The organism is Marinirhabdus gelatinilytica (genome assembly GCF_003353425.1).
Classification (GTDB): domain Bacteria; phylum Bacteroidota; class Bacteroidia; order Flavobacteriales; family Flavobacteriaceae; genus Marinirhabdus; species Marinirhabdus gelatinilytica.
In genome coordinates, this window is sequence record NZ_QRAO01000002.1 from 449,044 (window position 1) to 473,539 (window position 24,496).

Sequence of the window (24,496 nt, forward strand, 5' to 3'; positions counted from 1 at the left end):
TTTGAAACCAACCTCACTTTCCCTACATCCCGCATTTAAGCTGAACGGCCTTGACTTTTCATCGCCAGAAGAAGTACTCAATTTCACGGACAACCTCTTGGAAGAAGGCAACGAGCAGGAAATTAGTGTCGCAAAATTTATTGAAAAATGGTTGGATTTTACCGAAGAGATAACAGTACACACTTCTGGCTCTACTGGAAAACCAAAAAAAATACAGCTCACCAAACAACAAATGGTGAACAGCGCCAAGGCAACGGGAACCTATTTTAAAACGGGTCCTGGCACCAAAACGCTATTATGCATTCCAGCCGAATTTATCGCAGGAAAAATGATGGTGGTACGCGCCATGGTGCTGGGTTGGGATTTGCACGTGGTACAACCCACAAAAGATGCCCTGGTAGAGTACGATAACGATTACGATTTTGTTGCCATGGTGCCCTATCAGGTATCACATTCGCTCCAGGCCCTGCCAAAGGTGAAGAAGCTCATTATAGGTGGCGGTACTATTCCCGCAAGGCTAGAGGAACAGTTACAGGACATAGATGTGGAGGCCTTCGCTACCTATGGAATGACCGAGACAATTACACACGTGGCGGTTAGGCGTGTTAATGGATTTGCAAGGAGTGATGTGTACACCGCATTACCGGACGTACGTTTTTCCCAGGATGATAGGGAGTGCCTTATAATCGATGCTCCTAAAATTTCAGACAAAAAAATTGTGACCAACGATTTGGTAGCATTGAAATCTGCTACCTCCTTTCAATGGTTAGGGCGTTGGGACAATGTGATAAACAGTGGCGGTATAAAATTATTTCCTGAAACCATCGAGGCGAAACTTTCAGAAGAAGTCCAGCTTCCTTTTATTATTGCTTCAGAGAAAGATGAAGAACTGGGCGAGCGCGTAATTTTGGTGTATGAAGGTGCTGAAACCGATACGCCAGATTTCAACAAGATTTTTACAGCTTTGGCCCCTTTTGAAAAACCTAAAAAGGTTTATCGTCTATCCCGCTTTGTATACACCGAAACTGGGAAGATAAAACGAGGAGACGTACTTCAGGTCCTTCGGAAATACAGGTAAACCATATAATTGAAGTTCCTCTTCAAGCGACTGGCACAAAGATTGTTGATACATTCCGCGTAAACCGCTTCATAGACTGATACATTTTCAGTATTTTTGAAGGTAATTCACACGAGATGAAAATTAGCTTTCTAAAACGTACAAAACCCAACAATCGCTTTAACTACACCCCTCGTTATTACAAGGGCAAGGACGAAACAAACAATTACGATTTTGCTAATAAATTCGAGAAATACTACGAGACCTATAACAAAAACGATTTTGGGTCACACTGGCGAGATGCACGTTTTGCGAGCCGAAACCGTAGTAATGGCGGCATAAACAAGACCATTGTTTACATAGCCCTTATTTTAGTCTTTCTTTGTTTGTGGATTTTAGATTTTGACCTTTCAATTTTTAGCTAGCCTTTTTACATGGCAGATATCATAGCCTTATTACCAGACCATGTTGCCAACCAGATTGCGGCCGGAGAAGTGGTACAACGCCCAGCTTCGGTAGTAAAGGAATTGCTGGAAAACGCCATAGATGCACAAGCGACCAGTATAACCCTAGTGGTTAAGGATGCAGGAAAAACCCTTATTCAAGTAACCGATAACGGTATTGGGATGTCCACGACCGATGCCCGCCTGTGCTTTGAACGCCACGCCACCAGCAAGATTAAAAAAGCTGATGACCTTTTTAACCTGCACACCAAGGGGTTTAGAGGGGAAGCGCTTGCTTCCATTGCGGCGATTGCTCATGTACAGCTTAAAACAAAAACAGAAGGTGCCGAAATTGGTACGACAATCTCCATAGAGGGAAGCGAAGTAAAAGAGCAGGAACCCGCTGTAGTTGCAACGGGGACCACAATATCAGTAAAGAATCTTTTTTATAATATTCCCGCACGCCGTAACTTCCTAAAGAGCAACCCAGTGGAAACACGGCACATTATTGATGAGTTTCACCGTGTAGCCCTGGCACACCCCCAGATTGAGTTTGTAATGCACCACAACGGTAGCCCCGTGTTTAATTTGCCAGCGAGTAATGCAAGACAGCGCATCGTGAATATCTTTGGGGGCAAGACCAATGAGAAGCTGGTGCCCGTAAGTGAGGAGACCGAAATCGTAAAGGTTTCAGGTTTTGTGCTAAAACCGCAATACAGCAAAAAGAGCAGGGGAGAACAGTTCTTTTTTGTGAACGATAGGTTTATAAAAAGCCCATATCTTCACCATGCGGTAAGTTCGGCTTTTGAAGGTTTGCTCAAACAAGGTACCCACCCTGGTTATTTCTTGTTTTTGGAAGTAGCTTCACAATCCATAGACATAAACATACATCCCACAAAAACCGAAATTAAATTTGATGACGAGCATAGTATTTATGCAATGTTACGGGCTACGGTAAAGCATAGCTTGGGGCAGTTTAGCGTGGCTCCAGTGCTGGATTTCAATAAAGATTCGGGGTTCGATACGCCCTACGAGTACAGCAAAAAACAACCGTCGACCCCAAAGATTGAAGTGGATAGCAATTTTAACCCCTTTATTGAGGATAAGAAGCCCAGGCAGGCGAATATCACATTTCCGTTTAAAAGAGAAAAGCAGGCCAATTGGGAGTCGTTGTATGTAGGATTGAAAGATGATACGCTTACATCTCCTTCTGACCAAACCGAAACAGAACATCCAGAGGCACTAGAATTTGAAAGTGACGAAATAACGGGAAGTTTGTTCACTTCTTCTGAAAATGACACCCAATTTACTACCTTTCAGTTACAACAAAAATACATAGTAAACCCTATTAAGAATGGGATGCTGGTGATCCATCAGCATTTAGCACATTATAGGATTTTATACGAAGAATTACTGAAGAACATAACGGTACAGGAAGCGGTAAGCCAACAGTTGTTGTTTCCGCTACAAGTACAGTTTTCCAAGCCAGACCTCGATATTTTGGACAAAGTGAAGGAGCAGCTGGAGCATACAGGTTTTGCTTTTGCTGAAACAAATGGAGATCACCTTGAGATAAAAGGAATCCCCGTAGCAGTTAGCGAGAGCCAAGTAGAGACTATTTTAGAGAAATTGGTTGGAGATATACGTGGGGAAGTGCCGGATGCGGGATTTAGCCAAAACGATTTGTTGGCAAAGAGTATGGCAAAGAACATGGCCATTAAAACGGGTACTCCACTAAACAGGGAAGCACAGGAACACTTGATACACCGTTTGTTCGCCTGTAAGGAACCCAGTGTTTCGCCAGACAATAGACCGGTTTTAATAACGTTGGACACAAACGAGCTGGACAAAAGATTTAATTAAAATATAAAAGTTACCCGTCTACACGGGCAATGAATATGAGAGGAATTAGCGATACGGTTAAGCACATCATCATCATAAATGTTATTTTTTGGGTGGCCACGCTGCTTATAGGAAATAAGGGTGATTTTATGGAAGGTCTTTTTGCCATGCACTTCCCCCTTAATGATGGTTTTAAGCCTTGGCAGATCATTACCCACATGTTTATGCACGCCAGCTACCAAGAGGGTGGGGGTATTGTGTTCTATCATATACTTTTCAACATGTTCGGGGTGTGGATGTTTGGGACACCCCTGGAACAGATGTGGGGAAAGAAAAAGTTTGTTTTCTTTTACATCTCGGCGGGATTGGGGTCTTTGTTACTTTACACTGGAATATTATATTTCCAGTTTACTTCGGCTTTGGACACGTTGATTGCGGCAGGTTTTGAGCGTGCTGAAATATTGGAAACCTTAAACTCTGGGGATTATATGTACGATACTCGCTGGCTTAACACGCTAGGCGAAGAAGGTGTAGCCGAACTTTTACAACCGTTTAATGGTATTATGCTGGGGGCGTCAGGTGCATTGTATGGGGTCTTGGTAGCCTTTGCCATGACCTTCCCCAACACACCGTTGATGCTTATATTTTTACCTATTCCCATAAAAGCGAAGTATTTTGTGCCCGGTGTTTTGTGTATCGATTTGTTTTTCGGGTTAACTTCGTATTCTATTGGTCCCATTGCACATTTTGCGCATATAGGAGGAGCCATAGCTGGTTTTATCATGGCCTACTATTGGAAAAAGAACAGTTTTAACAATACCCGTTGGAATTAATATGGATACCCAGAACCTGTCATATAAATTCAAGACCTCTAGCGTTATCGTTAAGTTGATAGTGATCAACTTGGCTATTTTCTTATTGGTGAACCTGATTTCTTTTTTTATGCAAATCGCTCCAGAATCACTTGTGGCTTGGTTTGTGTTACCGGATGCTTTTGGGGAACTTATCGTTCAACCTTGGTCGTTTATTAGCTATGCGTTTATCCACTTCGGGTTTTGGCATCTGCTTTTCAATATGCTATGGCTGTATTGGTTTGGGAATTTTGTCTTGAATCTCTTTGACGGAAAAAGATTTTTAACGGTGTACCTGTTGGGAGCTATTTTTGGAGGGTTGCTGTACGTGTTGAGCTACAACCTATTCCCGGTTTTTGAAAACTCTAGAAGCTACCTCATAGGGGCCTCTGGGGCTGTAACGGCCATTATGGTCTTTATTGCTACCTATACGCCCAATGCCCAAATGCGCATATTTACTTGGAACATCAAGTTGTGGCACATTGCAGTTTTTTTGGTGCTCTTGGACTTGATACGGCTTCCAACCAGTGGTAACGCAGGTGGAATGCTCGCACATTTGGGAGGTGCTATCTTTGGGTATGTGTATGGTAGCCAACTGCTAAAGGGCAACGATATAGGTAAATGGTTTGAGAATTTTATGGACTGGTTTGCCAATCTCTTTAAGACACGTAAACAAAAGCCCTTTAAAAAAGTACATCGTACCACAACACGAAAATCAAGTTCTCGTTCTAGTACTACGGACAAGACCGCTACACAAAAGAAGGTAGATGCTATCTTGGACAAAATAGGCAAGAGTGGTTACGATAGCCTGAGCAAGGAAGAAAAAGATTTTTTATTTAAAGCAGGTAAAGAATAGACCATTGAAAAAGTTGGGATTTTTTGGCAAGCTATTGTTTTGGATAAATTCCCTTGTGGTATTTGTGCTGTTCTTTTCATTTTTCTTGCCTTATATTCCGCCCAGTCAATCTCCTACACTTTCTATTTTAAGCTTGGCAGTCTCTCCCTTGTTGTGGCTCAATTTTTTCTTTTTGGTATATTGGTTATTGCGTAGAAAGAGGGCGTTCTTGCTTTCGGGGACTGCTTTGGTGCTAGCGTACTTTATCTTCAACCCTTTTTATAAATTTTCTTCAAAAGATGATCCTGATACAGAAAGCAACAGTATACAATTGCTTTCTTACAATGTGAGGTTATTCAATCTATATGAAGCAAATAGCTCCACAGGAAAAGCATCTACATCATTTTCAGAAATAATAAAAACCCAAGATGCAGATATAGTTTGCCTTCAGGAATATATAGCAGGTAATTCGGTGGACTTTTCAGCATTCCCATATCGATACATTCATTTTAAGGGAAAAAGTAAGCTAGGACATGCTATTTATTCCAAGCACAAAATCATAAACCAGGGAGCTTTCGATTTTGATGGGACACTCAACAACGTCCTATTTGCCGATGTGGTGGTGAAAAAAGATACGCTACGGGTGTATAATTTCCATTTACAATCTATTGGCATAAAGCCCTCGATGGCCACCCTACAGGGAGAGGAACAGGACAAGGTTAGAAAGCGTCTTTCCAAAGCTTTTGTATTACAGGAACAGCAGGCCAAAGAACTTATGGCCCATAGCGAGAAAGCGCCCTATCCCACCGTATTGATGGGCGACCTTAACAATACGCCGTTTTCGTATGTTTTCAAGAAACTCTCTGGCAATATGCAAGATGCCTTTCTGGAGCGGGGGACGGGATTGGGGACGACCTTTGTGTTCGATTTCTATCCACTACGGATAGATTATATCTTCGCCTCAAACCAGTTTAATGTATTGGATTTTGAGATTATTGAAACTACATTCTCAGACCATAAACCAATAATGGCCGGTCTTCAGTTTAAAAATAAAGAATAGGTCATTGTTCTATATTCTGGGATTCCAGATAGTTGAGCGTATTGGGTCCTTCGTTGAACAAGAGGTCCAATACCGAAAGGTGGGGCAACCATCCGTGCTGCGCCTCCAGCACCTGTGTATAGCGGTCTAGTGTGGTCTTTGGGGTTGTTTTGGCATCCACTAAAAACCGGAAATCCCCAATATTTGGTTCTTTTTCGTAGCTCTCGGTAAGGGTTGGTTGGCTCTCTATCCCAATAAGTTCAGTAAGTACTGTAAAAATACTTAGGTTGAAATCCATTAGTTTTTCAACTTTTTGTGTAAAAAACGGATGTAGTTCGTCTTCATAAAACTCGAAAAATGGAGAGGTGCGGTAAGCGTTCTGTATGCTACGCCAGTGTTCCTTTTGCCAGGGAAAAGCATTCTCTACTACTACCTCCTTTGTTTTTTGCCTGTTCCCACCCTTGCTGTGCTTTATGGGGATATTCAATAACAATGTACCATTTGTGTGGGCAATGTAACAGCGGTTGCGATACGTTTGCTTCTGGTAATTATCCTGTGCCTCGAACACTACATTCTTGGCCTGAGCTATGGCTGCCATTTGCTCAATGCTGGGGAAATAGGTAGGGTGGAGTAAAATAGATTCCATACGTGCTGAAAAACTTCTTTAGGCAATAGATCCCAGTTATTTCTTAGCCGATTTCTTTCTTTTTCTGAAAAAATTATACCCAAACAGCCCAATTACAGCTATTACAAAATAGATAAAGTAGGAAACGGGTTTCCCAGAACCGCCAACGGTAGTAAAAAACCTGTCCCAACGGAAAGATCCTGTATTGCTATCGTAGCTCATCCAAATAAACACGGGTTTTCCAACCACGTGGTTAAAGGGTACATAGCCCCAGGTACGTGCGTCTTGGGAGTTGTTTCGGTTATCTCCCATGAGCCAGTAATAGTCCATTTTAAAGGTATACTCGGTCAATGGCTGGCCATTAAGGAGTACTTGGGTCCCGTTTTGGGTGATCTTGTTTTCAATACCCATTTCAATTCCTTCGTACACCTCGATAATACGTTTGTAAAAAGGGATGCTCTGTGCGTTGATGGCCACGGTTTTTCCAGCTTCCGGGATATAGATGGGACCAAAGAAATTATTGTTGAATTCATACTCAGCATTATTGGGGAAGACAGAAGCATCGTACCCAACTTCCATATCCTTGTAGGCAACTACACGTTCCACATCCGGATTGTTTTTAATTTTTTCAAGCGCTTCGTCCGTTGCGTGAATTTCGTAAACAATAGGGTCTTGGTTTATGGGGCGGATATCGGTAATATCATAACGTTCTTTGACAAACTGGATGTTCAGCGGTTTTTTGGTTACGATTTGGTATCCAAACTGAACCTTCGCTCTGTCCGGTAGTTCCAAGGGTTGCCCATCAATAAACACCCTTCCGTTCCTAACCGAGAGCGAATCGCCCGGAATCCCTACACAACGCTTAACGTAATTAGATTTTTTATCAATAGGTTTTATAACGCTACCCCGCATAGAGGCAGGGTTAATATCTATAAGTGTATCTACTGGCCAGTTGAACACCACGATATCATTGCGCTTAATTTTTTGGAACCCAGGGAACCTAAAATATGGTATCTGCGGCTCTTTACTGTACGATTTTACCCCAGCAACCGGAATGGTGTCATGAACCATTGGGAAAGCAATAGGGGTCATAGGGGCTCTTGCACCGTAATGGAATTTGCTCACAAAAAGGAAATCTCCCACCAACAACGATTTTTCCAAAGAAGAAGTTGGTATGGTAAACGGTTGCATAAAATAGGTGTGTACAATGGTTGCCGCGACCACAGCAAATAATATAGAACTAACCCACTCCCCAGCCGAAGTCCTAGGTTTTAGGCTCCTATCCTCAATATGGGTAACGTCTTGGGTGTAGTTTATGTAGTATATGTACAGTCCTAATGTGATGAGTACCAAAAAGGTATCTGCATTGCTGTTTCGTCCAAAGCTACGGATAGTCTCTACCCAAACCACTGGGAACATAATCAAATTTACTATGGGGATGAACAGAAGGATGGTCCACCACCAGGGGCGGTTAATTATTTTCATCAATACAACCGCATTGTACACGGGGACTGCAGCTTCCCAAGCTTTCCTTCCTGCCTTGATGTATAGTTTCCACGTTCCAGCGAAGTGCACTACTTGCACTATTAAAATAAACACTAACCAACCGGTCCAACTCATTGTTATAATCTTTTTAATTGTAGATTTCTAAAGCAGAAATCTACGCTCTTGTTATTTTATCTTATTGCATACTGAAGTATACTATTCCTTTATTTTAAATTCCTAGCACATCCTTCATAGTAAACACGCCTTTTTTGTTTTTTAACCATTGTGCCGCTAAGATAGCACCTTTGGCAAAACCATCTCTTGTGTGCGCCTTGTGCGTTAAGGAAATAGTATCTATTGCCGAAACATACGCTACGGTGTGGGTTCCTTTTACGTCACCCTCCCGTACGGCTTCTATCTTAATTTCGTTGTCCTGTGGGGTTTCCATAGTCCAAGATTTTTTTTCTGAATGCTGTATAATCCCTTCAGCAATCGTGATGGCCGTGCCACTGGGAGCATCCAGTTTTTGGGTATGGTGAATTTCTTCAATCCCTGCTGAATACTCCTTCCAGGGAGCCATTATTTTTGCAGCATATTCATTGATACTGAAGAACAGGTTTACCCCAATACTGAAATTGGACGCATAGATAAAGCTTCCGTTACATTTTTTGCACAATTGTACCATATCATCATATTCTGAAAGCCATCCGGTAGTGCCCGAAACCACAGGAATATTTTTCTCCAGGCAGTGTGCAATATTGGTCACGGCAGCTTCAGGTATTGAAAACTCTATGGCGGCTTCGGCTCGGGTAAGCGTTCCTTCTTCAAGAGAACTTCCTTTTTTATATACAATCTCGTGCCCCATTTCTTTTGCCAAGCGCTCTATGGTCTTGCCCATTTTTCCGTACCCTAACAATGCTAGTTTCATTTCAGTTTAAATTTTAGTGCCAGACCATAACTAGGTCGGGTATCCACAGGGTTTACCTCAAAATTTGGTTCTATTGAAAGATCTTCACTTACATCGTATTGCTTTAAGTGGGCATCTACATTTGCATCGATAATATTCACAAGATAAAAAGCAATTGCCACTAGAATACTGATGTCCTTGTTTTTTTGGGCAGATTCCTGTGCATCAATAAGCCTGTCGTTGCTAATCACTGGGGTAGTGCCATCGCCATAAAATTCGTCGTCTGTAAATCCTGCAAGTCTACGTTTGTAAGCGTTTCGGAACCTGTCGTAATCATTATCATTACGTATATGGAAATAAATTCCTGAAGCTATTCCAGCATACACAATGGGTATTTTCCAGTATTTTTTGTTGTAGGCCTGCCCCAATCCGGGCAACACAGCCGAATAGAATGCAGCTTTGCTGGGCGCCAAGGGCTCATAGGGGGCTCTGGTAGCAAGCGTGTCTGGTTTAACGACTAAAGAATCTTTCTGTACGATAAGGGTGTCCTGTGCGTGGCCAAGGGAAGCAGTCGCAAATAATAAAAGTAGTATATATGCGAATTTATTTTTCACTTTTAAGGAGTGCGAGTATACGTTCAAATTCGGCTTTGTTGTTAAAGGGTATCAAGAACTGTCCTTTGCCAGATTTAGATACCTTCACATCTACTTTTGTATCCAGAATAGTGCTCAGTTCCCTTCTGGCCTTATTTGCATAGGTTGGGATTGCTTTCTTGGTAGGGGCTTTTTTTTCTTCGGGGGATTTGCTGTTGCGTACCAAGGCTTCGGTATCTCGTACCGATAATTTTTTTGAAAGTATTTTTTCGTAGATGTCCAACTGTTCGTCCACATTCTCAACATTAATGAGTGCGCGGCCGTGACCCATGGAGATAAAACCGTCACGCATCCCGGTTTGGATTATTGGATCCAATTTCAGCAATCTAAGATAGTTGGCAATAGTGGAGCGGTTTTTCCCTACACGGTCGCTTAGCTCTTCTTGCGTAATTTGTATTTCCTCGATAAGACGTTGGTAGGAAAGTGCGATCTCGATGGGATCCAGGTCTTGGCGCTGGATATTTTCAACCAAGGCCATTTCAAGCGATTCTTGGTCATTTGCAATACGTATGTAGGCGGGGATGCTTGTTAACCCGATGAGTTTTGAAGCCCTGAACCTGCGCTCACCACTTACCAGTTGGTAGCTGTTAAAGCCCAGTTTGCGAACCGTGATGGGTTGTATGACCCCCAATTCTTTTATAGATGATGCCAACTCACGAAGGGATTCTTCATTAAAGCTGGTGCGAGGCTGGAAGGGGTTCATTTCAATAAAATCCAGTTCCAGTTCTACAATGTTACCAACAACCTTATCGGCATTTTTATCTTTAACAGATTGTATATCGTTCTCAGGGTCTTTCAGCAATGCAGAGAGACCACGACCCAAGGCTTGTTTTTTTGTTGCTTTCGCCATTTTTTATGTTCCGCTTACAGCGGTATACCTTTTTATGCGTTCTTTTCAATTAATTCTTGCGCCAAACTTAAGTAATTGTTGGCTCCTTTACTACCGGCATCGTAACTAATTATGCTTTCGCCATAACTGGGGGCTTCACTTAAACGTACGTTTCGCTGGATGATTGTTTTAAAAACCATGGTATCAAAATGTTTTTTTACCTCGTCCACCACCTGGTTGGACAGGCGCAAACGTGAGTCGTACATTGTAAGTAGCAATCCTTCAATATCAAGGTCCTTGTTATGTATTTTTTGTACACTTTTTATGGTGTTTAGCAGTTTTCCCAGTCCTTCCAATGCAAAATACTCGCATTGGATGGGAATAATCACGGCATCTGCCGCTGTTAGGGCGTTGAGTGTAAGCAAGCCCAGTGATGGCGCACAATCTATTAAAATATAGTCGTACTTATCTTTTAGGTCTATAATGGCCTCCCGCATCATATATTCCCTATTCTCTTTATCTACCAGTTCAATTTCAATGGCGACCAAGTCTATATGCGCTGGGATGATATCCAGATTTGGAGACGCTGTTTTTACAATGGCCTTGGTGGCCTTAGTAGTGTGTTCCAGCAATTGATAGGTGCCAATTTCTACCGTTTCAACCTCTATGCCCAACCCAGATGTGGCATTGGCCTGTGGGTCTGCATCTATCAACAGCACTTTTTTCTCCAGCACCCCTAGGGATGCGGCTAGGTTTACACTCGTGGTAGTTTTTCCCACACCTCCTTTTTGATTGGCAATAGCAATTATTTTACCCATTAAGATACTTTCGGTTTAAAGGATAAAAATACGATTAATTATGCGGAGTGAAAATGATATTTGTTAACAGGAAGTGAACAATTTATTTGGTTGTGCAAGGAGTTTTAAAACAGTTCGTGCCCTAACGAAACATAGAGGTTTGTTTTTACGATTTTTAAAACAAGTAAGACAGCTGTCTTGTGCTATTCAGATATTGGATGGTTCTTTTCAGAATTTAACATCTATATCAAACCGTATCCTGCTACCATTTTCCTTTGCAATGCCAAGGGGAATAAGTTGTTCCACAACATAGTATTTTACTTTTAGAGTTATTTTTTCGCCAATTTTATGTCCAGCGACCAACTCAACGCCGTTATAATTGGTTAAACGTCCATCTGGAGATCCTGCCGAGGAATAGTCCCACCTGGCCCAATCGTTTTGCGCGAGAAAATCCACTATGGAATATTGCTGAAGATTCGCATAGGTAGCGCCATACGCCCAGTCTCCTTTTTTTGATAGCTTGCCATATTTCAGCCCTAGGACAAATCCAGATTTCTGGCCCCTACGATTTTTTGGGATTGAATCGTTGCTGCTATAATCCTGTAAGTTTTCATAATAATCCAACTCAATATACAAGGGAGCTTTGTCCACCACCTTGAATTTTGTACCAATGTGCGCAATGGTATAATCGAGCAAGAAGGTATCATTGCCGTCGGGAATGTTTGGGATGTTCTTGAACAGGTAAAGAGATGGAAACAGGGTGAGTCTTCCTTTAAGGAGCGTAGTTGAAACTTGAAAACCTTGAAAATAGGAGTCCTCATCAAACGATTGGTTAGTAGTGGCAATAATGTAGTGACCGCCCTTTACGCTGAAATAATCAATAACCGAGGTGTTTATATCAAATTCCTTCTGAAGAAAAACGCCTTCCGGGTACACATTGTCACTCCAAAAAAGTTCGTTGTTTTTGCTATAAGGAAAGGTGTTCTTGCCCAACCAAAAACTAAAAGTCTCCCAACTGCCTTGAAAATAAGCTTTCTCGAATCCTATGGGTAAGGTGCCAAATTCCTGGACCCCATCGCCAAGCGTTAATTGTGGGTCTTGTTGCTTACGGGGATTTCCCGTTCTTATCCTGAAGCCTACTTTATACCATTTGCCTGTATAATTTACTCCTGCTCTTACTCTATAACGCAGCCTGGTCCTGTCCTCCCTGAAGGATCCATCACTCTTTCTTGAATCCCAGTCCTGCTCTACACGAAAACGAAAATCTGCCTCAAAAGATAGCTTGGATAGTAACGAGTCTAGTTGTGCCGTTACGCTCATGGGAACAACAAACAATGCTAATAAAAGTAATGGTGCTTTCACCTATATCGTAATGTACTAGTTATAATGTACTATATAAATATAGGTAAACTTTTTTGGGTGCGGCTTACTTGCTGTTTGCTGTCAATACCTCGCTGGTATTAAACGCTGTGCTTTATTTTAACTGAAAATGTATATGGTCGTCATGTCTAACAGCTTGACAGCCGTGAAAACGTACCTTTCCGTTGGTTAGAATTAAGCGATCTTTAAGATGTGGCTCAATAAATACTTTGCCTACCTCGCCTTGCTTTACTATTGATAAAACCAGATCACGAGTTCCTTTTTTTGAAAATACTATCTGTTTGTTTATGGCTCCAAAGCTGAGATATTTTGGAAAGTCGTACTGCCAGTTCCCACGATTTTTACATACAGTGTTTTGGTCGTACTCGTTAGCTTTTGGAGGTTCGTAAATACCATATCCGCTAACAGAAGGCTTTTTGTTGGTTAGTTGTCCATTTGGATTTTCATAGATAAGCGAAACGTCAATTTTTTTTCCATCGTTGTGACTCAAGTGTGGCAGAAGCGGAAACTTATCTATGAAGGGAAAGTTCGCATCTAGGTACATCAACTTTATACCGCTGTTTTGTTCTTCAAATTGTACTGCTATTTGCTTTAGGGTTTCGTTTAGCTCTGGCCGTACGTAATTCCTATTTGCAAGTTTGTAAAAGAAGGAATGCGCTTTCAATAATTCTGTTTCCTTTAACTTTACTCGCCCGAAAATTGGCGCCACATTGGGAATAATTAAAAAAGTAGAGAGCAAGTACAGGCCTGCAAAAGTTCCAATACGTTTTAATTTACTTTTAGTATCTGTTCTTTTAACGAGTAGTACTGAAACTACATATACCACCCCACCAATTTGAGTCACGACAGTTAACAATACAAAGATGATGATGTGTAGGATTATTTTCAAAGGGTGTGAACTGTAATACTTGGCAAGTGTTATTCTACTTTTTCTGAATTATCTTATGCATGTTAATGGCAAAAGCCCCAAAACAACTGCTGCGCAAATTGGTTGTTTTGTTGCTTTCACCACCCACAAAAAATGTGGGATATACTACGATTTATTCTTCTTTGACCGAATCATTTTATGGGGGTTAACGGCAAAAGCCCCAAAACAACTGCTGCGCAAATTGGTTGTTTTGTTGCTTTCACCACCCACAAAAAATGTGGGATATACTACGATTTATTCTTCTTTGACCGAATCATTTGCTCTAGCATATCCCACATTTGTTCGGGGACTTCCTCTAGGAGGTTCATCTGCCCGGCTCCTTTTAACCATTCGCCGCCATCTATGGTAATAACTTCCCCATTCACATAAGCAGAAAAATCTGACACCAAATAAGCCGCAAGGTTTGCCAGTTCTTGATGGTCTCCCACACGCTTAAGGGGTACTTTTTTTGCAAGATCGAATTTCTCCTTTAGATCTCCTGGCAATAACCTATCCCAAGCGCCCTTGGTAGGGAAGGGGCCAGGGGCAATAGCGTTAAAGCGCATCCCGTACTTTGCCCATTCTACCGCAAGGGAGCGGGTCATGGCCAGTACACCTGCTTTCGCCGTAGCGCTGGGCACTACATAAGCCGATCCTGTAAAGGCATAGGTAGTTACAATGTTGAGTACGGTCTTATTGGTTTCTTTTTTTTCAATCCAATGTTTTCCAAAGGCGAGCGTGCAGTTTTTTGTACCTTTTAAAACAATGTCTATAATAGTATCAAAGGCATTGGCCGAAAGTCGTTCGGTAGGGGAGATAAAGTTTCCAGCTGCGTTGTTGAGAAGCACATCTACGGTACCAAATTCTTTTGTTGAGGCCTGTACCATAGCCTCCACTTCGTCGTAATTACGCACGTCGCATTGAACAGGAAGCACCGTGCCGCCAGTGGAAGTTTCCAACTCTTGTTTTACAGTTTGTAGCTTTTCAATATTTCTGGAGGTAATCACCACATTGGCGCCAAGCTCCAAAAAATAGGTAGTCATAGATTTTCCCAAACCACTGCCACCGCCCGTTACTACGATTGTTTTTCCTTTTAGTGCGTCGTCGCGCAGCATTTTTGCTTTTAGGTCCATTGTTTTCTTGTTTATTATGAAATGTAAAAATACTTGAAATTTCAGCAGATACTATGCTTGCATAGTAATTATTTCTAAAATTTATAAAGAGAATAGGCAGCAAGGCTTAATACTGCTCCTTATTGTTAGGGAAGTCACCAGATTTTACATCGGTACTGTATTGCTCAAATGCTTTGGTCATTTCGGCATACAAATCTAGATAACGACGCAAAAACCGTGGATTGAACTCATAGGTCATCCCTACCATATCGTGGGTTACAAGTACTTGGCCGTCCACACCATTCCCAGCACCAATTCCAATTATGGGGATAGAAACACTCTTGGCAACCTCTTCGGCAAGTTTTGCGGGTACTTTTTCTAGCACGATGGCAAAACAACCTGCTTTCTCAAGGAGCAGGGCGTCACTCTTCAGTTTTTCGGCTTCTGCTTCTTCCTTGGCCCGTACCGTGTAGGTACCAAATTTGTAGATGGATTGCGGGGTCAATCCCAAATGTCCCATCACGGGAATACCTGCGTTTAAAATCCGTTTTACAGATTCCTTAATTTCTTTTCCACCTTCAACCTTTACAGCGTGGGCACCGCTTTCTTTCATAATTCGTATGGCCGAACGCAATGCCTCCTTGGGGTCACTTTGGTAGCTTCCAAAGGGGATGTCTACCACTACAAGACTACGGTTTATGCCCCGCACTACCGAGGAGGCATGGTAAATCATCTGGTCCAACGTAATGGGTAGGGTAGTCTCGTGTCCGGCCATCACGTTGGAGGCCGAATCTCCCACCAAAATTACGTCTATACCAGCTCCATCAACAATTTTTGCCATGGTAAAATCGTAAGCCGTAAGCATGGAGATTTTTTCACCTTTCTCCTTCATATCAACCAGGGTCTTGGTGGTAATTCTTTTATATTCTTTTTTAGCAACGCTCATACTGTAACAATTTGAAATGTAAAAGTACTAATTTTGGTACTGAAACCATTACACATTCCAATTATGAAACTTTCACTCTCACTTCTTTTTTTCTGTTTTACCATTACAATACATGCACAAGCTACTTTTTCTGAAAAAGATGCAAAACAACTGGTTGAAACTTTTTTTGAAGGTTTCCACAAGGGCGATACTACCTTGATGCTAAGTGTCCTTGCAAAAGACGTAAGGCTGCAAACTGCTTCTGCCAACAAACAAGGTGTAGCGCAATTGAGCGATGCGAGTATCGATGGACTATTGACCGCCATTGCAAACCGTCCCGAAGACCAAAAATGGGAGGAGAAACTATTGGGATATACCATACATAAGGATGGCAACTTGGCGCACGTTTGGACGCCGTATCAGTTTTGGTTCAACGGAAACTTTAGCCATTGTGGTGCCAATTCGTTTACCATCGCGAAGACCGAAGCTGGCTGGAGAATAATTCACCTAATAGATTCCCGAAGAAGAAATGGATGTTTGGAGAAATAAAGTAGCATTCTCGAAATTTTGCGAACTTCAATTCCTGTTATAATAATTTAGTATCTTCACACTTTACTGCTCCCCTATAAATTTTGAGAACCATGCTCACAAAAGTATATGGGAGTGCTGTGTTTGGGGTAGAGGCCACCACCATCACAGTAGAAGTAAACACAGATATTGGCGTAGGCTACCATCTAGTTGGATTACCGGACAACGCCATCAAGGAAAGTAATTACCGCATAGCCGCAGCACTACAGAACAACGGCTACAAAATCCCCGGGAAAAAGATAACCCTCAATATGGCTCCTGCCGATATGCGCAAGGAAGGTTCTGCGTACGACCTTACTTTGGCTATGGGTATTCTCGTCTCTACGGGGCAGATAAAGGAGCACCATCCGCTGGCAGAATATATCATTATGGGTGAGCTATCACTGGATGGTTCCCTACAACCCATTCGCGGTGCCTTGCCTATAGCCATAAATGCCAGGGAAGAAGGTTTCAAGGGCTTTATCCTTCCGCACCAAAATGCCAAGGAAGCTGCTATTGTTGAAGGCTTGGAAGTGCATGGAGTTGCCAATATAAAGGAGGTTATCGATTTTTTTAATGCAGAAATTCCACTGGAAACCATCCAAGTAGATATGGAAGCCGAATTTTATGAACACCTCCAAAATCCTGAATTCGATTTTAGCGATGTGAAAGGGCAGGAGAGCATTAAACGCTGTATGGAAATTGCTGCAGCGGGAGGTCACAATATCATTTTAATAGGCCCGCCAGGTAGCGGAAAGACCATGCTCGCCAAGCGATTGCCCAGTATTTTGCCACCACTTAGTTTGTCCGAAGCATTGGAAACGACAAAAATCCATAGTGTTGCGGGTCGTACCAAAGAAAAAGGTGGAATCATGACCTCACGGCCGTTCCGTAGCCCTCATCACACCATTAGTGATGTCGCGCTTGTTGGCGGGGGGCAATACCCACAGCCCGGAGAGATTTCCCTGGCACATAACGGTGTGTTGTTTCTGGACGAGCTGCCAGAATTTAAACGTAGTGTACTGGAAGTTATGCGGCAACCCTTGGAAGATAGGGACGTAACCATATCCCGTGCACGCTTTACGGTAACCTATCCCAGTAGTTTTATGCTGGTGGCCAGTATGAACCCCAGCCCGGGTGGCTATTTTAATGATCCCGATGCGCCCGTAACATCTTCTCCCGCTGAGATGCAACGATATTTGAGCAAGATTTCCGGTCCGTTGCTGGACAGGATAGATATCCATATTGAAGTAACCCCGGTTCCCTTTGATAAGTTGAGCGAGGACCGAAAAGGAGAGTCCAGCATCGTGATACGCGAACGGGTGACCAAAGCAAGGAAACTACAAACACAACGTTTTGCCGAATTTGAGAACATACACTATAACGCACAGATGGGCGTAAAGCAAATACGTCAATACTGTAAACTGGACGAGCCCTCATTACAATTACTGAAAACCGCCATGGAACGTCTCAACCTTTCTGCCAGGGCGTACGATCGTATTTTAAAGGTTTCAAGAACCATCGCCGATTTAGAGGCTTCGGAAGCCATCACGGGGATCCATATTTCAGAAGCGATACAGTATAGGAGCTTGGATAGGGATGGTTGGTTGGGGTAGCCTTTCTGTTTAGGTAGGTTTTTTACATTTTAATGATTAAATTGAAGTGCTATTCCACAGTATTTCAAAGATTAACACAAAATTAACAAAGCACATTTCTTAATAAAACCCGCATTTTGACAGCAATAATTTCAGTTCATCTTCTTCAAAAATTATTGTTGTAAGATTTTTCTTTCTGTATAAAATTTATACACTTTGAGCCGCCAAAGCTTTGTGGAAGTGGTCATTATTTTTTGCAACTTTGAGTCGCTTTTGAAAGGATACGTTACCTTGAATTTTGAAAGTAACTAACAAAAAAAGATTGTTTTCGACAAATCAATAGGTCTTTAGTTCTAAAGATTTATTCTCTGATATTTTTTAAAACAGAATACTCCCTCCCCTAGACACGTGTGTCTTATAGGGATTTGAATGAAGTTTAAATATCAATAATTAAAAAATTAAAATTTATGAAAAAAGTAATTTTTACTGCTACGGCATTATTAACGGGCTCTCTCTTAATGGCCCAAATGAATGACAGTGATGTATCCCAACAGGGTAACGGCAACGATGCTACCGTTATACAAACTGGAACCACAAACGATTCAGATGTTTTACAAAGAGGTAATACAAACGAAGCGGATGTCACCCAAGATGGAACCAGTAATACAGCGGTGGTAAACCAGGGAAGTTCTTTAACTGCTTCGGCAAATGGTAACGATAACGAAGCTACCACTACCCAAACAGGAACAGGAAACACTGCAACTACCAACACCATTGGGAACAACAACACCGTTACACAAACCCAGGATGGAAACAACAACCTAGCAAATGCTGCACAGGGTAAAGTTGTACCTATCTTCGGAACCATTTTCCAAGTACAAAAGAGTAACAATAATGAGATTGACCAAAACCAGGACGGTAATAACAACAATGCTCAAGGAACACAAGGAAGTGGAGCAGCTGGAAACAACTTGATAGATCAAGATCAGTTCGGAGATTTCAACCTTGCTGAAGGTATCCAAGATTCTGGAGCGTCCAACAATACCATAAACCAGTTACAGACCGGAAACGACAATACTGCTTACGGTAAGCAAGGTTCTGGTGGAGGTATCAACACCTTTAACAACTTGATAGACCAACAGCAAACAGGTAATAATAACAATGCAGAAGGTCGCCAACTCATCACTACTTCAAACTCTACCATTTTACAAACACAAAATGGCGATGCAAACACTGCAGTAGCCCGTCAACAAGGTGATAATAATAATGCTACACAAGACCAGTTGGGAAATAACAACACGGCAAATAGCAACCAGGACGGAACGTTTGCAGGGACAAGTTTCGATAACTTTGTTACACAAACACAAACAGGAAACTTTAATGCTGCAACGGTTCACCAAAGAGGAGCGATGAACAATTCTACCGAAACGCAATTGGGAGACGCTAACATGAGCGATTCAATGCAGTTTGGAAATGGAAACGATAATGATGTTTCCCAAGACGGAGATGAAAACGAAAGCCTTGTTTCTCAAACTGGAGACAGCAACGTTGCATCTATTGAGCAAATAGGTAATCTTAACGAATCTACGATGAACCAAATGGGGAATCTTAACCAAGGGTTTTTAACACAAACAGGTGATGAAAACAGAGCTTCTTTAGGACAAACAGGGAATAGCCATTTATCGATTGTTAACCAGACCGGATTCAAGAACAGAGCTACAACCAACCAAGGTGGTGGTGACTTTCACGAAAGTTACGTAGACCAGATTGGTGATATGAACAGAAGCTTGGTGCGCCAGCGTGCTGGTAGCGGAAACTTCTCTACTGTTTTGCAGGATGGAAACGAAAACGAAAGTGAAGTTAGGCAGAATGGAAACGACCACGATTCTTCTGTTTCTCAAACAGGGAACTTAAATGTTAGCGATGTTATCCAATTTGGAGGTGATATGAACACCAGTTCAGTAACTCAAAACGGTAACAGCAATAGTTCAGATGTTGACCAAAATGGAGATGCGCACATGAGTACAGTAAACCAAATGGGCGACGGAAACATGAGTACCGTAGCACAAAACGGTAACAATCATATTAGTACGGTAACTCAAAACGGAAACAATAACATGTCTTCTGTTACGCAGAACAACTAATATTGAAATTAAGCTGAAAAAGCAAAGGTCCTCATTTCGAGGGCCTTTTTTTGTGGGTGAAATCCCAACATTTATGTAAAGTCGCTACCATATCTTTCTTTATATGGAGGTTAGGACAATTCCGCTTTTAACACCACTTTAACAATTAGGGTTTATGGTGGTTGTATCTTTGGATTCCAATCACATACAATCAAACAACAATGACATTCAACAACATGTACAAAGCCTCATTTGCATTACTTTTTGCAATGAGCCTCAGCTTTGTTTCTTGCGATAAAAAAGCAGAAGAAACAGCAGCGACCGAAGACACCAACTTTTCAATAGATTTTGAAAAATACGAACTAGAGAATGGTCTGGACGTAATTCTTCATCAGGACAAGAGCGACCCAATTGTTTCCGTAGCCATCCAATACGGCGTGGGCTCCAACCGCGAAAAGGCAGGCCGTACAGGGTTTGCCCATCTATTTGAGCACATGCTTTTCCAAGAGTCCGAAAACGTACCACAGGACCAGTTCTTCAAAAAAATCCAGGATGCCGGTGGTACCTTGAACGGGGGAACATGGAAAGACGGCACCGTATATTACGAAATTGTACCTGCCAACGCACTGGAAAAAGTATTGTGGATGGAGAGCGACCGTATGGGCTTTTTTATCAACACCGTAACCGAATCTGCCTTTGCCAACCAGCAGGAAGTAGTACAGAACGAAAAGCGCCAGCGTGTGGACAACAACCCGTATGGCCACACCAACTGGGTATTGGACAAAAATATTTACCCAGAAGACCACCCGTATAACTGGCAGGTAATTGGCGAGTTGGAAGACTTGCAAAATGCTACCGTGGACGACGTTCGCGAATTTTACGACCGTTTCTATGGACCCAACAATGCCACTTTGGTATTGGCTGGGGATTTTGAAAAAGACGATGCCAAAAAGATGATCGAGAAATACTTCGGAGAAATTAAAAAACGCCAAGAAGTAGCTAAGATGGAGCCTCGCCCCGTGACTATAGACGAAACAAAACGACTGTACCACGAAGATAACTTTGCAACAGCACCACAGTTGCATATGGTGTGGCCCACCGTTCAACAGTACACAGACGATGCGTATGCCTTGGATTTTCTAGCTGAAATTTTATCCAGTGGAAAAAAAGCACCTTTGTACAAGGTTTTGGTAAAAGATAAAGAACTTACTTCCAGGACCACAGCTTACAGCAATTCACAGGAATTGGCAGGAGAATTCCATATTATAATCACTGCAAACGACGGTGTGGATCTGGACGAAGTTGAAAAAGGCATACAGGAAGCTTTCACACTTTTTGAAACCGAAGGCGTTACAGAACGTGACGTAGAACGCATAAAAGCAGGCCTTGAAACCCAGTTTTATAATGGCATAAGCAGTGTATTGAGCAAATCCTTCCAGTTGGCAAGTTATAATACCTTTGCTGGTGATCCTGGGTATATTGAAAAGGACATTGAGAACATAAAGAGTGTGACCAAGGAGGAGGTAATGGCAGCTTACAACAAGTATATCAAGGGAAAACCCTTTGTGTTGACCAGTTTCGTGCCCAAGGGCCAAGTGGAACTCATTGCTGAAAATTCAGAAAAAGCCCAAGTGGTAGAAGAAGAGATCAAGGAAAATGTAGAAACAGTAGTCGAAGATAAAGATGTAGAGATTGCCAAAACTCCTTCAGCATTCGATAGAAGCGTAGAGCCCGAGGCAGGGGAGAGCCCAAGCCTGAATATTCCTGATAGCTGGAACGCAGCACTTGCTAACGGAATGGAAGTCTACGGAATTGAACAAAATGAAATCCCAACCGTAAATTTCAGCTTGGTGATTGAAGGCGGCCACCTCTTGGACGACAAGAACAAAAACGGGGTTGCCAACCTAATGACCGATATCATGATGGAAGGTACCGCAAACAAGACCCCCGAAGAATTAGAGGAAGCAATCGAGTTGTTGGGCGCTTCCATAAACATGTATACCACTCGTGAAAGTATCGTGATTCGTGGGAATACCTTAACGCGTAATTTCGATAAAACAATGGATTTGGTTGAAGAAATACTCCTTCAACCCCGTTGGGACGAAGAAGAATTTGCTCGCATCAAGACGGCAACCATCAACCAGATAAAGCGAAGCGATGCCAACCCTAATGTAGTGGCAAGAAATGTATACAACAAAGTACTGTACGGGGAAGATCATATTTTCAGTCACCCTACGATAGGTTCTGAGGAGTCGGTCAACGACATCACGATTGCAGATTTAAAAGAATTTTACAATCAAAACTTCTCACCATCCATATCACGTTTCCACGTGGTTGGTAAGATCGATAAAGCTACTGCCCTCAATAGTTTAAAGGATTTAGAAGAAAAGTGGGAAGCCAAGGAAGTAACCATTCCGGAATACCCAATTGCCGATGCTCGTGATAAGGCGAGCCTATATTTTGTAGATATCCCCACTGCAAAACAATCCGTAATCAACATTGGGTACATCGCCCTGCCACGAACCGATACCGATTTTTACCCTGCAGAGGTGATGAACTACAAATTAGGTGGCTCTTTCAGTGGAAATGTAAACCTTGTGTTGCGTGAGGAAAAAGGATACACCTACGGTGCACGAACCAATTTTAGCGGCAGCAAGATCCCAGGTACGTTTACGGCTTCTTCCAGCGTACGCACCAACACCACTGGAGAGAGTGTACAGATTTTTAAGGACCAGATTGCCAAGTATAAGGAAGGTATTTCGCCAGAAGACCTCGAATTTACCAAAAATGCGATGATAAAGAGTAACGCCCGCCGTTTCGAGACACAGTTCTCACTCTTGGGAATGTTACAGGAAATGAGCAGTTACGATCTGGACCCCAACTATATTGAAAGTGAAGAGGACATCATAAAGAATATGACCTTGGAACAACACAAACAGTTGGCCAATAAATATCTCGACGAATCCAAAATGGCCTATTTGGTAGTGGGCGATGCGGCAACACAGTTCAACCAATTTAAGGACATGGGCTTCGATGAAGTAAAACTGCTCAACAAAGAAGGCGAAGAAGTGGAACTGGAAGAGGTGATGCAATAACCATCCCTTTTCCTCCCGAAACGCTAGTAAGTTGAAATCCTTTGTCATCCCGAAGCATAGCGAGGGATCTCACTTGCTAAGAATAAAAAAGATTAAACCCAAAGGGACACCAAAACACGGTGTCCCTTTTTTTATTCCCGCAAACCAAGTCCCATCAAGTACTTCGGTTTGGCGTGGTGAAGCGACAAAGCGAAGTGTATCTAGAAGCTTCTCAAAAGAATTCAATACCTTTAAAAACCGAAACCAAAACCATTCAATTGTGAAAAAATTAGCGTTATTGTTTGTCCTCATCCTTACCATCCCAAGTTGTAACAATACTGAAACAAAAGAAGAGAATACTTGGGTTGAAGAGGAGAAACCTTTAGCAGTACAAGAGGTGCCAAGCCCTGTATTTACGATTGCTGAAGCCAATAAACTCCTCGAATTACCCCTGCATTGTGTCACCACCGAATACCCAAATAAACTCGGGCAGGTCATTGGTGGAGACAGCGACCTAAAACCCCCAAGGGAGTTGCATCCCACGTTTTATGGGTGTTTCGATTGGCACAGTGCCGTACACGGGTATTGGTCTATGGTAACGCTTTTAAAAGAATTCCCCGAACTGGATAAAGCTGAAGAAGTACGCCAAATCCTTCAGCAGAACCTCACCAAGGAAAATATTGAAAAGGAGGTAGTGTACTTTCAGCAAAAATTGAACACCTCCTACGAGCGTACCTACGGTTGGGCGTGGTTGTTAAAATTGGCCGAAGCCCTGCATACCTGGGAAGATCCATTGGCGCGGGAATTGGAAGGAAATCTGCAGCCCTTAACCAACTTGATTGCCGAACGCTACATCGAGTTTCTCCCAAAACTGGTGTACCCCATTCGTGTGGGAGAGCATACCAACACTGCCTTCGGGCTCACTTTTGCGTACGATTATGCCGAAACGGTAGCCCATGAAATCTTAAAAAGTACAATCGAAAATAGAGCGAGGGATTTTTACAGTTCAGATACCAATTGCCCTCTGGGTTGGGAACCCAGCGGCTACGATTTCTTGTCCCCCTGCCTTGAGGAAATAGACATTATGCGTCGCGTGTTGCCCCAAGAGGAATTTCTATCGTGGGCAAAAGAGTTTATGCCAAACCTCAACGATGGTAATTTTCAATTGGAGCCCGGCAAGGTAAGCGATCGTACCGATGGAAAATTAGTCCATCTGGATGGGCTTAATTTCAGTAGGGCCTGGGTGCTGTACGGGCTGGCCAACCAGTATCCAGAATTTAACCATTTAAAGAATGTGGCCAATGCCCATGTAGCCTATTCCTACCCAAATTTAGTGGGAGATAGCTATGAAGGCGGTCATTGGTTGGGAAGTTTTGCGATTTATGCGCTAACGCAGTATGAAGAAAAATAAGGAAAAATTCGTCACTTCGAGTGGTTCTACATTGAGCCA

Annotated in this window: 21 protein-coding genes; 11 read left to right on the forward strand and 10 right to left on the reverse strand. The window is 42.4% G+C overall.

The genetic code is table 11. The features are described 5' to 3' along the window. Position 1 precedes the first annotated feature (1 nt). The 6 genes from C8D94_RS08175 to C8D94_RS08200 all read left to right on the forward strand — a co-directional run bounded on the left by C8D94_RS08175 (position 2) and on the right by C8D94_RS08200 (position 6,088). Complete coding sequence (locus tag C8D94_RS08175) at positions 2-1,078, forward strand: AMP-binding protein (protein WP_115123432.1); 1,077 nt, start codon at positions 2-4, stop codon at positions 1,076-1,078. A gap of 116 nt (positions 1,079-1,194) precedes the next feature. Continuing rightward, positions 1,195-1,482 (forward strand): hypothetical protein, encoded by a 288-nt coding sequence (locus C8D94_RS08180; protein ID WP_115123433.1) that lies wholly within the window; start codon positions 1,195-1,197, stop codon positions 1,480-1,482. A 9-nt stretch (positions 1,483-1,491) separates the two neighbouring features. Then, positions 1,492-3,363: a DNA mismatch repair endonuclease MutL gene (gene mutL, locus C8D94_RS08185; protein WP_115123434.1), complete on the forward strand. Its 1,872-nt coding sequence runs from the start codon at positions 1,492-1,494 to the stop codon at positions 3,361-3,363. A gap of 35 nt (positions 3,364-3,398) precedes the next feature. Then, positions 3,399-4,175, forward strand: a complete 777-nt coding sequence (locus C8D94_RS08190) for a rhomboid family intramembrane serine protease (RefSeq protein ID WP_115123613.1) — start codon at positions 3,399-3,401, stop codon at positions 4,173-4,175. 1 nt (position 4,176) lies between these two features. Then, positions 4,177-5,049 (forward strand): rhomboid family protein, encoded by an 873-nt coding sequence (locus C8D94_RS08195; protein WP_115123435.1) that lies wholly within the window; start codon positions 4,177-4,179, stop codon positions 5,047-5,049. 4 nt (positions 5,050-5,053) lie between these two features. Continuing rightward, positions 5,054-6,088, forward strand: a complete 1,035-nt coding sequence (locus C8D94_RS08200) for an endonuclease/exonuclease/phosphatase family protein (protein WP_170134739.1) — start codon at positions 5,054-5,056, stop codon at positions 6,086-6,088. A gap of 1 nt (position 6,089) precedes the next feature. Here C8D94_RS08200 and C8D94_RS08205 read toward each other — a convergent pair whose 3' ends face one another. The 10 genes from C8D94_RS08205 to panB form a co-directional block, all read right to left on the reverse strand. Then, positions 6,090-6,713, reverse strand: coding sequence for a WbqC family protein (locus C8D94_RS08205; protein ID WP_115123437.1), 624 nt, complete (start codon positions 6,711-6,713; stop codon positions 6,090-6,092). 36 nt (positions 6,714-6,749) lie between these two features. Next, entirely contained in the window at positions 6,750-8,312 is a 1,563-nt protein-coding gene (gene lepB / locus C8D94_RS08210; RefSeq protein ID WP_115123438.1) for a signal peptidase I, read from the reverse strand. A gap of 94 nt (positions 8,313-8,406) precedes the next feature. Beyond that, positions 8,407-9,105, reverse strand: coding sequence for a 4-hydroxy-tetrahydrodipicolinate reductase (gene dapB, locus C8D94_RS08215; protein WP_115123439.1), 699 nt, complete (start codon positions 9,103-9,105; stop codon positions 8,407-8,409). Further along, entirely contained in the window at positions 9,102-9,698 is a 597-nt protein-coding gene (locus C8D94_RS08220) for a DUF5683 domain-containing protein (RefSeq protein ID WP_115123440.1), read from the reverse strand. Before C8D94_RS08220 ends, dapB begins: the two co-directional genes overlap by 4 nt. Further along, positions 9,688-10,587 carry a ParB/RepB/Spo0J family partition protein gene (locus tag C8D94_RS08225; RefSeq protein WP_115123441.1) on the reverse strand — a complete coding sequence of 300 codons (900 nt, stop codon included), beginning with the start codon at positions 10,585-10,587 and terminating at the stop codon, positions 9,688-9,690. Before C8D94_RS08225 ends, C8D94_RS08220 begins: the two co-directional genes overlap by 11 nt. Before the next feature lie 32 nt (positions 10,588-10,619). Next, on the reverse strand, positions 10,620-11,384 hold the full coding sequence (locus C8D94_RS08230; RefSeq protein WP_115123442.1) for a ParA family protein: 765 nt from the start codon (positions 11,382-11,384) through the stop codon (positions 10,620-10,622). Between the two features lie 207 nt (positions 11,385-11,591). Beyond that, positions 11,592-12,725 carry a putative porin gene (locus C8D94_RS08235; protein ID WP_147278518.1) on the reverse strand — a complete coding sequence of 378 codons (1,134 nt, stop codon included), beginning with the start codon at positions 12,723-12,725 and terminating at the stop codon, positions 11,592-11,594. Between the two features lie 112 nt (positions 12,726-12,837). Next, the gene (locus C8D94_RS08240) at positions 12,838-13,632 is read right to left on the reverse strand and encodes a hypothetical protein (protein WP_115123444.1); all 795 of its coding nucleotides are present in this window, start codon (positions 13,630-13,632) and stop codon (positions 12,838-12,840) included. 266 nt (positions 13,633-13,898) lie between these two features. Further along, positions 13,899-14,783 carry an SDR family oxidoreductase gene (locus C8D94_RS08245; RefSeq protein ID WP_115123445.1) on the reverse strand — a complete coding sequence of 295 codons (885 nt, stop codon included), beginning with the start codon at positions 14,781-14,783 and terminating at the stop codon, positions 13,899-13,901. Positions 14,784-14,889: 106 nt separating this feature from the next. Next, positions 14,890-15,708, reverse strand: coding sequence for a 3-methyl-2-oxobutanoate hydroxymethyltransferase (gene panB, locus C8D94_RS08250; protein WP_115123446.1), 819 nt, complete (start codon positions 15,706-15,708; stop codon positions 14,890-14,892). A 63-nt stretch (positions 15,709-15,771) separates the two neighbouring features. On the opposite strand from panB, the gene C8D94_RS08255 reads away from it, so the two are divergent. The 5 genes from C8D94_RS08255 to C8D94_RS08275 all read left to right on the forward strand — a co-directional run bounded on the left by C8D94_RS08255 (position 15,772) and on the right by C8D94_RS08275 (position 24,457). Then, positions 15,772-16,236: a nuclear transport factor 2 family protein gene (locus C8D94_RS08255; RefSeq protein ID WP_115123447.1), complete on the forward strand. Its 465-nt coding sequence runs from the start codon at positions 15,772-15,774 to the stop codon at positions 16,234-16,236. A gap of 92 nt (positions 16,237-16,328) precedes the next feature. Next, complete coding sequence (locus tag C8D94_RS08260; protein ID WP_115123448.1) at positions 16,329-17,870, forward strand: YifB family Mg chelatase-like AAA ATPase; 1,542 nt, start codon at positions 16,329-16,331, stop codon at positions 17,868-17,870. A 446-nt stretch (positions 17,871-18,316) separates the two neighbouring features. Next, positions 18,317-19,993: a hypothetical protein gene (locus C8D94_RS08265; RefSeq protein WP_115123449.1), complete on the forward strand. Its 1,677-nt coding sequence runs from the start codon at positions 18,317-18,319 to the stop codon at positions 19,991-19,993. A gap of 200 nt (positions 19,994-20,193) precedes the next feature. After that, positions 20,194-23,067, forward strand: a complete 2,874-nt coding sequence (locus tag C8D94_RS08270; protein ID WP_115123450.1) for a M16 family metallopeptidase — start codon at positions 20,194-20,196, stop codon at positions 23,065-23,067. A gap of 259 nt (positions 23,068-23,326) precedes the next feature. After that, complete coding sequence (locus C8D94_RS08275) at positions 23,327-24,457, forward strand: DUF2891 domain-containing protein (protein WP_115123614.1); 1,131 nt, start codon at positions 23,327-23,329, stop codon at positions 24,455-24,457. The last annotated feature ends 39 nt before the right edge of the window (positions 24,458-24,496 follow it).